The organism is Pseudogulbenkiania sp. NH8B (assembly GCF_000283535.1).
In the GTDB taxonomy this organism is placed as follows: Bacteria; Pseudomonadota; Gammaproteobacteria; order Burkholderiales; family Chromobacteriaceae; genus Pseudogulbenkiania; species Pseudogulbenkiania ferrooxidans.
This window is the reverse complement of sequence record NC_016002.1, coordinates 1,812,730-1,826,000: the sequence shown is the minus strand read 5'-3', so window position 1 is coordinate 1,826,000 and position 13,271 is coordinate 1,812,730. Positions and strand designations below refer to the sequence as shown.

The following is a 13,271-nucleotide window of genomic DNA, read 5'->3' as shown; positions in this document are numbered from 1 at the left end:
CACCAGAGAAGAAGCAACCGCGGTGCTCCGGCTTGAGCGCCCCGCCGGCCACCCCGCCCTAATGAAAAAAGGGGGCATCGCACGATGCCCCCTTCTCGTTCACTCCGGCGATTCGACGCTTCAGCCGCCTGTCCCACCCACCGTGAGCCCGCCGTCGATGCGCAGCGTCGGCTGACCCACGCCCACCGGCACGCTTTGCCCTTCCTTACCGCACACGCCGACCCCGGCGTCGAGTTGCAGATCGTTGCCGATCATCGACACGTAGTGCAGCACGTCGGGACCGTTGCCGATCAGCGTGGCACCCTTGACCGGGTAGCTCAGCTTGCCGTCCTCGATGCGCCACGCCTCCGACGCCGAGAACACGAACTTGCCGCTGGTGATGTCCACCTGACCGCCGCCGAAATTCACCGCGTACAGGCCGTCCTTCACCGAGGCGATAATCTCCTGCGGATCGTGCTGGCCGGCCAACATGTAGGTATTGGTCATGCGCGGCATCGGAATGTGGGCGTAAGACTCACGCCGGCCGTTGCCGGTCGGTGCCACCCCCATCAGCCGGGCATTCATCTCGTCCTGCATATAGCCCTTGAGAATGCCGTCCTCGATCAGCATGGTGCGCTCGGTCTGGTTGCCCTCGTCGTCGATGGCAAGCGAGCCGCGCCGCGCCGCCAGGGTGCCGTCATCCACCACCGTCACCCCGGGCGACGCCACGCGCTGGCCGATGCGGCCGCTGAACGCCGAGGTACCCTTGCGGTTGAAATCCCCCTCAAGGCCGTGGCCGATCGCCTCGTGCAGCAACACCCCCGGCCAGCCCGGGCCGAGCACCACGGTCATCTGCCCGGCCGGCGCCGGACGCGCCTGCAGGTTCACTTTGGCCTGCTCGACCGCCTGGCGCACGTAGCGCTCGACCACTTCATCGGTGAAATGCGACAGGTCGACCCGGCCGCCGCCACCGCTGCTGCCGGACTCGCGCCGGCCGTCCTGCTCGGCGATCACGTATACCGACATGCGCACCAGCGGGCGCACATCGGCGGCGCGCACGCCGTCGTGGCGCGCCAGGTAGATCACGTCGTACTCGGAGGCAAGGCCCGCCATCACCTGGATGATGCTCGGGTCCATGGCGCGCGCCAGCTTCTCGACCTTTTCCAGCAGCGCCACCTTGGCCGCCGCCTCCAGGCTGGCGCAAGGATCGAGTGCCGGGTACAACGCTCGGCTGCTGCGCGGGGAGACCGAACCCACCGAGCCGCTGCCACCGCTGCGACCGATCTCGCGCACCGCGTCGGCGGCACGCATCAGCGCCTCGGTGTTGATCTCGTCGGAATAGGCGAAGGCGGTCTTTTCTCCCGCCACGGCGCGCACCCCGACACCTTGGTCGATATTGAAGCTGCCCGACTTGACGATGCCCTCCTCCAGACTCCAACCCTCGTGGCGGGTGTACTGGAAATAGAGATCGGCATAGTCGACCTGGTGCTCAGTCATGCGCGCCAGGGTGCGCTCGAGATCACGCTCATCGAGGCCGGAAGGGGCCAACAGCAGTTCTCGGGCGATAGAGGAGACGTCTTGCATGATGGAATCTTTCACGGCAGTACGCGGTGCGCCAGCGCCGGAAGGCGGCTGCGTACCGACTGGATAACGGAAGGGTCGATCTCGGCGAGCACCACACCCTCGCCCTTGTCTTGCTGGGCCAGAATGCGGCCCCAGGGGTCGACGATCATCGACTGGCCGTGCGTCTTGCGGCCGTTCTGGTGGGTGCCGCCCTGCGCCGAGGCGATCAGGTAGCACTGGTTCTCGATGGCGCGCGAGCGGATCAGGGGCTCCCAGTGCGCCTCGCCGGTGGTGGCGGTGAAGGCGGCCGGCAGCACGATCACGTCGACCGGCGACAGGCCGCGGTAAAGCTCGGGGAAGCGCAGGTCGTAGCAGATACTGTAGGCGATGTCGGCCAGCGGCGTGGCCGCCTTGACCGGCTCGGTGCCGGGACGAATGGTGTTGGATTCGCAGTAGCTCTCACCCGTGCCGGTAAACCCGAACAGGTGGATCTTGTCGTAACGCGCCACCACCTCGCCCTGCGGGTTGTAGGTCAGGGTGCTGTTAAACACCCGGTCAGGCTCCGGGCACTCCAGCGGCACGGTACCGCCCACCAGCCAGATGCCGTGACGGCGCGCCATAGCGGCGAGCGCAGCCTGGATCGGGCCGGCGCCGAACGCTTCGCGCTGCGCCACCTTGTCGCTGTCCTGCTCGCCCATCAAGCAGAAGTATTCGGGCAGCACCACCAGCCGGGCGCCCTGCCCGGCCGCCTCGGCAACCAGACGCGCCGCCGTCTCAAGGTTGGCCGAAACATCGGTCCCCGACACCATCTGTACGGCGGCGGCGGTAAATTTTTGCTTCATGGCTATTTTGTCTTTTCCTGATCGGACCTTACCGTACCGACCTTGTTGACCACCGGGTCGGCGAGCGACCCCTTTACCTCGTAGTCTACCGAGAAAATCTTGCCCACGGGGTCCTGCAGCAGTTTTTGCGCCGCCAGCGCCGCCACCCCGGCCAGCGGGTTCAGCAAGGCCGCGCCGGTCGCCAGCGCCACGCTCTCCGACAAGCGCGGCTCGACCCGCACCCGGATATCCTGGGTTTCGTTGTTCAGGTCGACACGCCCCTTGATGCCGACGGCGGCGGACGGGCCGCTCATCGCCACGTTGTCGGACGTGAACACGCCGTTGCTGATGGCGGCCCGCCCGGTCAGCGAATCAAAGGCAAAGCCGTCGCTGAACATGTCGGTGAAATCGAGGCGGATGCGGCGCGGCAGCGATTGCAGGCTGATCACGCCGAGCAGACGCGCCGCCCCCGGATTCACCTTGGCAAAGCGCCCGTTGCGGAAGTCGACCGTCATCTCGCCCGATACACGCGGCAATTCGTAATCGGTCAGCCCGCCAGGCCAATGCAGCTTGCCGCCCAGCGTCCCCTCGCCCTTGCGGAAGGTGTCGCCGTAACCGAAGCGCCCCAGCAATTCGCCCAGGTTGGCGGATTCCAGCTTGAAGTCGACGTCCACCCGCGGTGTGACACCGTCGCTGGCACGCGCCGCCCCCTGCAGCAGACCACTGTCGGAACGCAGCACGAAGCGGTCGAGGAGCCAATCCTTGCCGGACTGCACCGCATGCAGCTCGAGCTTGCCGACGCTTCTGCCACTATAGAGCAGATTGCCCACCTCGACGTCCAGCTCCGGCAAGCTCTCGTCTTCGCCCTGAGCCGCCGGCGCCAGCACCTGCGAGGCGCTGGCCGGCAGCGGCAAGGCCAGACGGGCGATCTTGGCCTTGAGCCGGCCCTGCCCCTGCGGGTAGTAATCGGCCTCGGTAACCAACTGGTCCGAGCCGAAATTCATGTGCCAGAAGGCCTGCCCCGGCAGGCGCGCGAGCCGCGCCGAGACCCCGGAGAACTGGCGTGCCCCCACCTCGAGCCGCCCGGTATCGAGCTCGATCCGCCACGGCCAGTCGACCGCCCCGCCACCCGAGCCGACGCCCCGGCTCTTGAGCAGGGTTTGCCATGGTTTCAGCGCGATCACCGGCTGCGCCACACGCAGCGTCAGGCCTGGGGCCGGCGGGTCGGTCACCGGGCGCCCCACTGCCACCAGCGCCGCGCTGAGGGCGCCATCCTCGGTCAGCCGCAGCCGACCGCCAGCACGTTTGCTGTCAACGCTGAACCCAACCTGCCAGCCGCTCGCCGGCGCCTTGACAGGCAGCACCTCCACCGCCAGCGGCCACGCCTCGCCCGCCGCCTTGCTGGCCGGGGCCGGCGCGGTGATGGCGGTGCCGGCCAGGTCCGAGCGCACGTTCAGGCCTTCCAGCCCCTTGCCCACCTGGAAATTGACGCTGTAGCGGGAACGGCCGGCGGCGTACGGCGCCAGGAACGGCACGTACCCCTGCAACACCTGCCCCGAGTCGGCCTCCCCGTCCATGCGGAACGTCATCCGGCCGCCGGGATCGGTCGCCGCCCGCAGGGTGAACGGGCCGCCCAGCGCAGTCATCCTGAGGCCGTTACTCGACACGCCCTTCTCGGTAAAGCGCAGCACGCCGCGCACGCCCTCGGCGACGGGAATCGGCCAGTGCGTGAAGACCAGCCGGTTGTCGACGAACGACAGGTCCCCGGTCACCCGGCTCGTCTGCGCGGCGGACAGGGGCACCGCAATGGTGAGGTCGAGCCGTGCCGGCCCGGCCGCCTGAATCTGCCCGGTAAAACCACCCAGCCAGCCGTCGACCGGGCTGTGCGTGGTGAACGCCAGCAGCTTGGCGAGCTCGCCCTGCGCCCGGCCCTTGATGTCGAGCACCGGTGCGGCGGCGCCGAGATCGGCGATGCCGACCCTCACGTCGCGCAGCGGCACGCCCAGCGTCGTGGCGCGCGGCGACACGATCTCCATCTTTTCATTGTGGAAGCGCAGCAAGGCCTCGATGTCGTCGAGCTTCGGCCAACCTGGCTGGTACTCAAGCTGGCCATGCTCGACCTGGGCTTCCACCAGGAACTCGCCGTTGCGCCCGCCCTTGAAGGGGAAATCGTCCAGATTGCCCTTGAGCTGCAGCGTCACCTTGCGCGCCTCGCCGTCCTTTAGCGCGGCACGCAGCCAGCGGATGGTGTCGGCCCCGGCGGCATACGGCAGGTAGTCGGGCACACGCACGGCCCGCACCCGGTCGATACCGGCCTTGAGATCGACCTGCCCCGCCCCGTGGCCGGTATAGCGGTACAGCCCGGACAGCCAACCCTGCAGGTCGCGATTGCCGAAATTCAGCTGCCGGAAGGCGACGTCGACACCGCCGGCCACCCGTGCCCATTCCACATCGGCTTTCAGATGCTCGAAACCGATCGGCTGCGGAAACACCCGCGACAGCTGCAGTGACGAAGCCCCGGCATCGAGTTGCAGGCGGCCGCCGGCCTGATCGAAGCGAATCTGGCCGGTCACCCCGGCCACCCCGGGAACGGGCCCGGTCTCGGCCCAGGCCAGTTGCTGGAATCCGCTCGCCACGCTGTATTTGACCGGCGCCTCGAGCCGGCCCTGCCAGCTGACGCTGACATCGTGCAACTGGCCGGAGGGCGTGAATTTGCCAAACAAGGGCGATTTGTCCGCACCGACGGCGTGGATCAGCGGCGTCAGATGCGTCAGCGACGCGTTGTCCAGTTTCAAGTCGCCGCCATCCTCGGCCCAGAACCCCGAGACGCGCGAGTGATCGAAAGCCAGCCCCGTCGCGCTGGCCAGGGTCAGATCACGTGCCTCGATCTGGTACTTGCCGCCATCCCGCACCACCTCCAGTTGGCCGCCCAGCTTGGGAACGTTGAGCTCGCCGGCATCGGTCGGCGCGTAGGCTGCGTTCTTGAGGGCGACATTGGCCTTGAGCCGGTCAATGCGGCCCTGGCTGAAGGCCACCTGGAACACGCCGTCGCCCTCGCCGGAACGCACCCCGCCCCACTGCTTCAGGTAGCGCGACCAGGGGCTCACCTTGACCCCCTGCCAGTCGACCCTCAGCTCGCCCTGCCATTCCTTCCATGTGCGCACGTCATCACCGCGCCACTGTGCCGACAGCGCGATGGCTCGCCCGAGCGCGGCCGAAGGCTGGCCGGTGATTTTCAAGTCGTGGCCGAACAAGCCGCTGCTGAATTCGGCCTGCCCCTTGTCGAGCCGGAAGCGCGGCAAGCCAAGCAGGTCGTCCTGCCACGACAGCCGCGCGTTGTTGATCACCAGCGAAGGCTGGTTGAGCCACCAGTTGGCGGCGCTGCCGTCGCCAGCCCGCCCCGCGCCACCCGAAGAGATATCGAAACCGTTCAGATAGATCACGCCGTCACGCCCGCGCGACAGGTCGACCACCGGTCCGTCGACCACGATATGCGCAAAGCGGGGAGACCACACCAGCAGGCTGCGCCATGCCGGCGTCAGGCTGACGCGTTCGAAGCTGAGCGCCGCGCCATCGCGCGGATTGGCCATGGTGACGCCGTAGAGGTCGAGCTGCGGCGCCACGCCGGCCCACTGCCCTTGCAGTTGCCGGATCGTCACCACCCGCCCGGTCTGGCGGGACAGCAGCGACGCCAGTTCGGCGCGATATTGCTCGAGGTTAGGCAAAAACCAGAAAGTGAACGCGGCGAAGGCTGCCGCCAGCACTACGCTACCGCCGGCCAGCAGCACCCCGCCCCAGCGCAGCACAAATTTGAGGGACGCGACCACCGGCAGCCGGCGAAAAGACAATCGACGCTTTTCCAAGAAAGAGAACCATTACACAATGTGAAAAATGACCGGACCGAACGATCAGAAGCGGAGCCATTATGCCAGCAAACCCCGTCCCCACCATCGACAGCAGCTGCAACTTTTCGCTTTACCTGCGTCGCCTGCTCGATGCGCACCCCGAGCAGCGCGAGCGCCTCACCGCCCGGCTGCATAGGCCGTTTGACCGGCAGGAAATGGAGGAGTTTACCGACTGGGCCACATCCCTGGCTCCCGAGCTCTTCATGTCACGGTTGCGGCAGCTGCGCCAGGCCGTCATGGCGCGCCTGATCAGCCGCGACCTGGGCGGGCTGGCCGGGCTCGACGAAGTGGTCGGCACCATCAGCGAGCTGGCCGAATTCGCCGTGCAGCGCTCGCTGGTCGTCGCCCACGCCGCGCTCTCCCATTATGGCCAACCGATCGGCGAGGAAAGCGGCCAGGTCCAGGAGCTGATCGTCATCGGCATGGGCAAGCTGGGCGGCGGCGAGCTCAATGTCTCCTCGGACATCGACCTGATCTTCATCTACCCGGAAAACGGCGAGACCAACGGCGGGCGCCGCATCAGCAACATCGAGTACTTCACCCAGCTCGGCAAACAGATCATCCGCTTCATCAACGACCAGACCCCCGATGGCCAGGTGTTCCGCGTCGACATGCGCCTGCGCCCCTACGGCGACTCCGGCCCGCTGGCGATGAGCTTCGCCGCCCTGGAAAACTACCTGCTGTCGCAAGGGCGCGAATGGGAACGCTACGCGTGGATCAAGGCCAAGGCGCTCACCGGTGATACCGACGGCCTGGCCGAACTGGTGCGCCCCTTTGTCTACCGAAAGTACCTCGACTACAACGCCTACGGCGCGATGCGCGAACTGCACGTGCAAATCCGCCGAGAAGTGGCACGGCGCGACATGGCCGACAACATCAAGCTCGGGCCGGGCGGCATCCGCGAAGCCGAGTTCATCGCCCAGGTGTTCCAACTGATCCGGGGCGGCCGGGAGAAGGGTCTGCAGCTCAAGAGCACCCGTGAAACCCTCGCCCGCCTGGCCGAGATGCGCCTGCTCGAGCCCGACGCGGTGCACGAGATCATGGAAGGCTACGTGTTCCTGCGCAACCTCGAACACCGCCTGCAATACCTGGACGACCAGCAAACCCAGACGCTGCCCTCCTCGGCGGAAAATCGCGCCAAGATCGCCGGCAGCATGGGCTTTGCCGACTGGCAGGCGTTCATGGACGCCCTCAACATCCATCGCCGCCACATCACCCGCCACTTCGAACAGGTCTTCTTCCTGCCGACCGAAAACGCCGTCGCCCACCCGTTGACGCCGCTGTGGTGCGACATCGGCGACGACGACAGCATCCCGGAGCAACTCGCCCGCCTGGGGTACCAGGACGGCAACAGCGTCGCCCAGCAGCTGAAGAGCCTGGCAGCGAGCCAACGCTACCAGCAGATGCCGCTCGCCAACCGCAAGAAATTCGACGCGCTGATCCCGCCGCTGATCGAGGTCGCGGCAGCACTGCCGCACCCCGACGTCACGCTCGCCCGCATCATCACCCTGCTGGAAACAATCAGCCGCCGTGCCTCCTATCTGGCGCTCCTGACCGAATACCCGCAGACGCTGCAGCGCCTGGCCTCGCTCTACGCCAGCAGCTCCTGGGTGTCGAATTACCTGACCCGCCATCCCATCCTGCTCGACGAACTGCTGGACGCCCGCGTGCTCTACGCCACCCCGGACTGGCCGCAACTGGCCGCGCAGCTGGAAGAGCAGCTTTCGGCCAACCCTGGCGACACCGAGGGCAAGATGGACGCGCTGCGCCACTTCAAGCACACCCAGACCTTCCGCCTGGTGGCACAGGACCTGGCCGGCATGTGGACCGTCGAGGCCCTGTCCGACGAGCTCTCCCGGCTGGCCGATACCGTGCTCGAGGCCACCCTGCGCCACGCCTGGCTGGAAATGCCGACACGACACCGCAACGTCCCGCGCTTTGCCATCATCGGCTACGGCAAACTGGGCGGCAAAGAGCTGGGCTATGCCTCGGACCTCGACATCATCTTCCTGCACGACGACCCCCACCCCGACGCCGCCGACCTCTATTCGCGCCTGACGCGTAAGATGTCGACCTGGCTCACCAGCGTCACCTCGGCTGGCCTCCTGTACGACATCGACCTGCGCCTGCGCCCGAACGGCTCCAGCGGCCTCTTGGTCAGCTCGCTGGAAGCCTTCGAGAAATACCAGCACCACGACGCCTGGGTGTGGGAGCACCAGGCCATGACCCGGGCCCGCTTCGTCGCCGGCGATGCCGCCATCGGCGAACGCTTCGAGGCCATCCGCCACGACGTCCTCACCCTGCACCGCGATCCTGCCGTGCTGCGCGAGGACGTGCTGGCCATGCGCCAACGCATGCTCGAATCGCACCCGGCACGGGAAGACGACGTCAAGCACGCCCGCGGCGGCATCATCGACATCGAGTTCCTGGTGCAATACCTGATCCTGGCCCATGCCCACGAACTGCCGACCCTGACCCGCAACGCCGGCAACATCGCGCTCCTGGGCGTGGCGGCCGATGCTGGCCTGATCGATGCCGGACTGGCCGCCGCCGCGCGCGAAGCCTACCGCCACTATCGTCGCCTGCAGCACGCCGCCCGCCTCAACGACGGCAACAGGATCGAGGTAAACGACAAGTTGCGGCATTTCTACCACCAGGCCCAAGCCTTGTGGCAAGCCGTGCTGGGCGGCTAGCCCGGAAACCGGCCCGTGGCTGTTTTTCGTCCCGGCCGGTTCACAAGCGGGGCGACGACGGTATAATCTGCCGCACAATACTTTTCAGACGGAGAAACACGATGTCCATGGCTGACCGCGACGGCTTCATCTGGTACGACGGCAAACTGGTCGACTGGCGTGACGCCACCACCCACGTACTGACTCACACCCTGCACTACGGCATGGGCGTGTTCGAAGGCGTGCGTGCCTATGAAACCCCGAAAGGCCCGGCCATCTTCCGTCTGCAGGACCACACCGACCGTCTGTTCCGCTCGGCCCACATCCTCGACATCAAGCTGCCGTTCACCAAGGAAGAGATCAACGCCGCCCACGTCGAAGTGGTGCGCGCCAACCGTCTCAAATCCTGCTACTTCCGCCCGATGGCCTTCTACGGCTCGGGCAAGCTGGGCGTGGCGCCGCCGGTAGGCGACGTGCACGTAATCGTGGCCGCCTGGCCGTGGGGCGCCTACCTCGGCGAAGAAGGCCTGGAGCGCGGCATTCGCGTCAAGACCTCGTCCTTCACCCGCCACCACGTCAACATCACGATGTGCAAGGCCAAGGCCAACGGCAACTACATGAACTCCATCCTCGCCAACACCGAAGCCACCCGCGACGGCTACGACGAGGCGCTGCTGCTCGACGTCGAAGGCTACGTGGCCGAGGGCTCCGGTGAAAACATCTTCATCGTACGCAAGGGCAAGCTGTACACCCCGGACCTGACCTCGGCGCTGGAAGGCATCACCCGCGATACCGTGGTGCAGATCGCCGGCGAGATGGGCCTGGAGCTGGTCGAGAAGCGCATCACCCGCGACGAAGTCTACAGCGCCGACGAAGCCTTCTTTACCGGCACCGCCGCCGAAGTAACGCCGATCCGCGAGCTGGACAACCGCGCCATCGGCAGCGGCACACGCGGCCCGATCACCACGGAAATCCAGAAGCGCTACTTCGACTGCGTCAAGGGCCTCGACCCGGCGCACGAAGAATGGCTGACCTACATCGAACAATGAACGTCCCGGCCGGCCCTTACCGTGGCCGGCCTGCAAGGAAGCAAGCATGACCGCACTGAAAGAAAATACCCAACGCGTGATCGAAGTCACCGAGAAGGACCTGCCGCTGCACTGCCCGATGCCGGACATGGTGAAGTGGAATGCCCACCCGCGTGTCTTCCTGCCGGTGCACAAGACCGGTGAAGCGCTGTGCCCGTATTGCGGCACCCGCTACAAGCTGGTTGGCCCGGTGAGCGGGCACCACCACTAATCCGCCGCGAGGACACGACAGAAGGTGCGGCTCGCTGCCGCACCTTTTTGCTTTGTATCGATGATGAAAAAAATCCTGGTGATCGCCCCGTCCTGGGTGGGTGACGGCGTCATGGCCCAGCCACTGTACCGGCGCCTGCACGAACGCCATCCGGACCTGGAACTGCACGTCTTCGCCCCCAGCTGGACACTCCCCTTGCTGGCGCGCATGCCCGAGGTCCACAAGGCCCACCTCAATCCGTTCGGCCATGGCCAGCTGCGCCTGCGCGACCGCTGGCAAGTGGGCCGCATGCTCGCCCGCGAGCGTTTCGACCAGGCCATCGTCCTGCCCAATTCGATCAAATCGGCACTGGTGCCGATGTTTGCCGGCATCCCGCGCCGCACTGGCTTCCTCGGCGAGTCGCGCTACTGGCTGCTCAACGACGCGCGCGAGCTGGACGAAACGGCGCTGCCGATGATGGTCGAGCGCTTTTGCGCCCTGGCCGAGGACAAAGACCAACCGGTGGTGCGCCCGATCCCGCACCCACGACTCGCCAGCAGCGCAACCGGCAGACAAACCGCCCTCGCCCGCCTGCAACTCGATACCCAAAAACCGGTTGCCGCCTTCTGCCCCGGGGCGGAATATGGCCCGGCCAAGCGCTGGCCGAGCCGGCACTTTGCCGAACTGGCCCAGCGCTTCACCCGGGCCGGCTATCAGGTGTGGCTGTTCGGCTCCCCCAAGGACAAGGAGATCGGCGACGAGATTGCCGCCCTGTCGGGGCATACGGCCATCAACCTCTGCGGCAAGACGGGCCTCGACGAGGCGATCGACCTGCTCAGCCTGGCCAGTGTCGCCGTCTGCAACGACTCCGGCCTGATGCACGTTGCGGCCGCGCTGGACGTACCGCTGGTCGCCCTGTATGGCTCCTCCAGCCCGGATTTCACGCCACCGTTGACATCGCGCTCGGCCATCGCCACGCTGAATCTGGAATGCAGCCCCTGTTTCGAACGCCAATGCCCCTACGGGCATACCGACTGCCTCGAAAAACTCGTCCCCGACATTCCCTGGAAAGCCGTCGTCCAGTTTGTGCCGCCGCTGACGGATAAGGCCGATGAAACGTAACCGGACACTGACCAAGACATGACCACGCTGGAAAAGAATACGCCACTGGAAGAAAACAGCCGCCGGATGGAACTGGTTCGGGCCGCCGCCAAATTGTTCCGCGACCAGGGTTACGAGCGCACCACGGTGCGCGACCTCGGCAACGCGGTTGGCTTGCAGTCGGGCAGCTTGTTCTACCACTTTCGCACCAAGGAAGAAATCCTGGTTGCCGTAATGGCACTGGGCATCAGCAGCACCACCGAGCAATTGGAGCGGGCCATCGCCAAGGCCGGATCGACGCGCGAGAAATTGTCCGCGCTGTTCCACGTTCACCTGAACTCGCTGCTCGGCGACAATCAGGCGGCGCTGGAAGTCATGCTGTACGAGTGGCGCAGCGTCTCCGAGGCCGCCAAGCCGGGGTTGATCCTGCTGCGCGACCGTTACGAGGCGTTGTGGCAAGCCGTGCTGGACGAGGCAGCGGCGGCAGGACTGATCAAGCCGGATACGCGCCTGCTGCGTCGCACCCTGCTAGGCAGCCTGCACTGGTCCGTCCAGTGGTACCGCAAGGATGGCGAACTGTCCGTGGACAAGCTGGCTGACCGTATGCTGGATCTGGTCTTGATTGAACAATCGAAGTAACCGGATTACACGGGCCATGTCGTTTTTCCACCCAGGCAGGCGATCATTACTGCAGCATGATTCGCAAGCTGGGCTAGAATATCAGCATCACGCCTTTCGGCAGCAGGTCCGCACATGAACATCGCAGGCAGCACAGCCAGCATTGGCTACACCACCGTTGCTCCAAGCGCGGTTTACCGCACTGATCGCGACCCGCTTCCCGAGTCGACACCCGACACCTCGGTCGACTCCAGCCCCCTCGCGTCGGCGGTCGGCATCACCGTGCCGCGCCGCAGCGAGAGCATCGCCCAGGTCGAGAGCGAGCTCAGCCGCCAGCTGACGGTGAGCCAGGCCACCGGCACCGAGGCCGACAGCGCCGCACCCGACGCCACGGCGACGAGTACCAGAAAGGCATCGGCCGCAGCAACCGCCTACGCCGACAACCCTGAGTCGGCACCACCTTCCCGGCCAACCCAGACGGACACTGCCGGACAATTGAACGCCACGGCTCAACTGGCCGTCACCCAGTATCAGGCGCACCAGGCGCTGCTCGACACAGGCAATGATTCCAGCCCGCGCCGGATTTCCCTTTCCGCCTGACCGCGCGGCAGCGCCACAAAAGGAGAAGGCCCGGCACATCCTCCGTGCCGGGCCTTCGTCGTATTCGTTCCCACACCGCGCCATTCACTCTGCCAAGCGCCGCGCCAGTTCACGCGCTTTGAGCGAGGCGGCCACATCCCCCTGCCGCGCTGCTGCCACATACCAGCGAATCGCCTCGCGCAAGTTCTGCGCCACCCCGTCGCCGTGCTCGTACAGGCTGGCCAGCAGATACTGCGCGCCGACATCGCCTTGCTCGGCGGCCGCCTTGTACCACTTGGCCGCCTGCAGGTAATCCTGCATCACGCCGCGCCCCAGGTAATACTGGGTGCCCAGGCTGACCTGGGCATCACGGTAGCCTTGTCGCGCCGCCAAGTCGAACCAGCGAGTTGCTTCCGGCTGGGAGCGAGGCACACCGTCGCCGTTCTCGTACAACAGCCCCATCGCGTACTGCGCCCGCGACAAACCATGGCCGGCAGATTTACGCAGCAGCTCAAGCGACTTGTCTCGGTTGGCCGAAACCCCCTGCCCGTGCCAGTACATCATGGCGAGATTGAACTCAGCCACCGGCTCACCTGCGCGAGCCCCCTCCTCGAACAGCTTCCGGGCGGTAGAATAATCCCCCCCCTGATAGGAGGACCAACCCGGTATCGCCGGCTTTTCTTCTGCCAGCGCGAAGAGACTCAGGCCGAACAAACACGTCAGCATCAGGTAACGCACGGCATCCTCCTTCATCG

At 66.1% G+C, this 13,271-nt stretch carries 10 protein-coding genes; 6 read left to right on the top strand and 4 right to left on the bottom strand.

The window, feature by feature from the left end; genetic code table 11:
- Positions 1-120 precede the first annotated feature (120 nt).
- Genes tldD through NH8B_RS08470 form a run of 3 tightly spaced genes read right to left on the bottom strand, consistent with a single transcriptional unit; the run spans position 121 to position 6,211 of the window.
- A complete protein-coding gene (tldD, locus tag NH8B_RS08480; RefSeq protein WP_014086911.1) occupies positions 121-1,563 on the bottom strand; it encodes a metalloprotease TldD in 1,443 nt (480 codons plus the stop codon).
- 11 nt (positions 1,564-1,574) lie between these two features.
- On the bottom strand, positions 1,575-2,384 hold the full coding sequence (locus tag NH8B_RS08475) for a carbon-nitrogen hydrolase family protein (protein WP_014086910.1): 810 nt from the start codon (positions 2,382-2,384) through the stop codon (positions 1,575-1,577).
- A 2-nt stretch (positions 2,385-2,386) separates the two neighbouring features.
- Entirely contained in the window at positions 2,387-6,211 is a 3,825-nt protein-coding gene (locus tag NH8B_RS08470; RefSeq protein ID WP_014086909.1) for a YhdP family protein, read from the bottom strand.
- 77 nt (positions 6,212-6,288) lie between these two features.
- Here NH8B_RS08470 and glnE point away from each other — a divergent pair, with 77 nt between their 5' ends.
- From glnE to NH8B_RS08440, 6 genes are all read left to right on the top strand, one after another.
- A complete protein-coding gene (glnE, locus tag NH8B_RS08465) occupies positions 6,289-8,961 on the top strand; it encodes a bifunctional [glutamate--ammonia ligase]-adenylyl-L-tyrosine phosphorylase/[glutamate--ammonia-ligase] adenylyltransferase (RefSeq protein WP_014086908.1) in 2,673 nt (890 codons plus the stop codon).
- A gap of 101 nt (positions 8,962-9,062) precedes the next feature.
- Positions 9,063-9,989: a branched-chain amino acid transaminase gene (locus NH8B_RS08460; RefSeq protein ID WP_008953939.1), complete on the top strand. Its 927-nt coding sequence runs from the start codon at positions 9,063-9,065 to the stop codon at positions 9,987-9,989.
- A 46-nt stretch (positions 9,990-10,035) separates the two neighbouring features.
- Positions 10,036-10,239 carry a zinc-finger domain-containing protein gene (locus NH8B_RS08455; RefSeq protein WP_008953938.1) on the top strand — a complete coding sequence of 68 codons (204 nt, stop codon included), beginning with the start codon at positions 10,036-10,038 and terminating at the stop codon, positions 10,237-10,239.
- A gap of 60 nt (positions 10,240-10,299) precedes the next feature.
- Positions 10,300-11,340, top strand: a complete 1,041-nt coding sequence (gene waaF / locus NH8B_RS08450; protein WP_008953937.1) for a lipopolysaccharide heptosyltransferase II — start codon at positions 10,300-10,302, stop codon at positions 11,338-11,340.
- An 18-nt stretch (positions 11,341-11,358) separates the two neighbouring features.
- Positions 11,359-11,958 (top strand): TetR/AcrR family transcriptional regulator, encoded by a 600-nt coding sequence (locus NH8B_RS08445; RefSeq protein ID WP_008953936.1) that lies wholly within the window; start codon positions 11,359-11,361, stop codon positions 11,956-11,958.
- 114 nt (positions 11,959-12,072) lie between these two features.
- Positions 12,073-12,537: a hypothetical protein gene (locus NH8B_RS08440; protein ID WP_014086906.1), complete on the top strand. Its 465-nt coding sequence runs from the start codon at positions 12,073-12,075 to the stop codon at positions 12,535-12,537.
- 84 nt (positions 12,538-12,621) lie between these two features.
- Here NH8B_RS08440 and NH8B_RS08435 read toward each other — a convergent pair whose 3' ends face one another.
- Positions 12,622-13,254 carry a tetratricopeptide repeat protein gene (locus NH8B_RS08435; RefSeq protein WP_014086905.1) on the bottom strand — a complete coding sequence of 211 codons (633 nt, stop codon included), beginning with the start codon at positions 13,252-13,254 and terminating at the stop codon, positions 12,622-12,624.
- Positions 13,255-13,271 lie beyond the last annotated feature (17 nt).

Excerpts from the sequence above, each read along its gene's own strand:
- NH8B_RS08460 (WP_008953939.1), top strand. The coding sequence starts at position 9,063 with ATGTCCATGGCTGACCGCGACGGCTTCATCTGGTACGACGGCAAACTG.
- NH8B_RS08440 (WP_014086906.1), top strand. The coding sequence starts at position 12,073 with ATGAACATCGCAGGCAGCACAGCCAGCATTGGCTACACCACCGTTGCT.
- NH8B_RS08475 (WP_014086910.1), bottom strand. The coding sequence starts at position 2,384 with ATGAAGCAAAAATTTACCGCCGCCGCCGTACAGATGGTGTCGGGGACC.
- NH8B_RS08445 (WP_008953936.1), top strand. The coding sequence starts at position 11,359 with ATGACCACGCTGGAAAAGAATACGCCACTGGAAGAAAACAGCCGCCGG.
- tldD (WP_014086911.1), bottom strand. The coding sequence starts at position 1,563 with ATGCAAGACGTCTCCTCTATCGCCCGAGAACTGCTGTTGGCCCCTTCC.
- NH8B_RS08455 (WP_008953938.1), top strand. The coding sequence starts at position 10,036 with ATGACCGCACTGAAAGAAAATACCCAACGCGTGATCGAAGTCACCGAG.
- waaF (WP_008953937.1), top strand. The coding sequence starts at position 10,300 with ATGATGAAAAAAATCCTGGTGATCGCCCCGTCCTGGGTGGGTGACGGC.
- glnE (WP_014086908.1), top strand. The coding sequence starts at position 6,289 with ATGCCAGCAAACCCCGTCCCCACCATCGACAGCAGCTGCAACTTTTCG.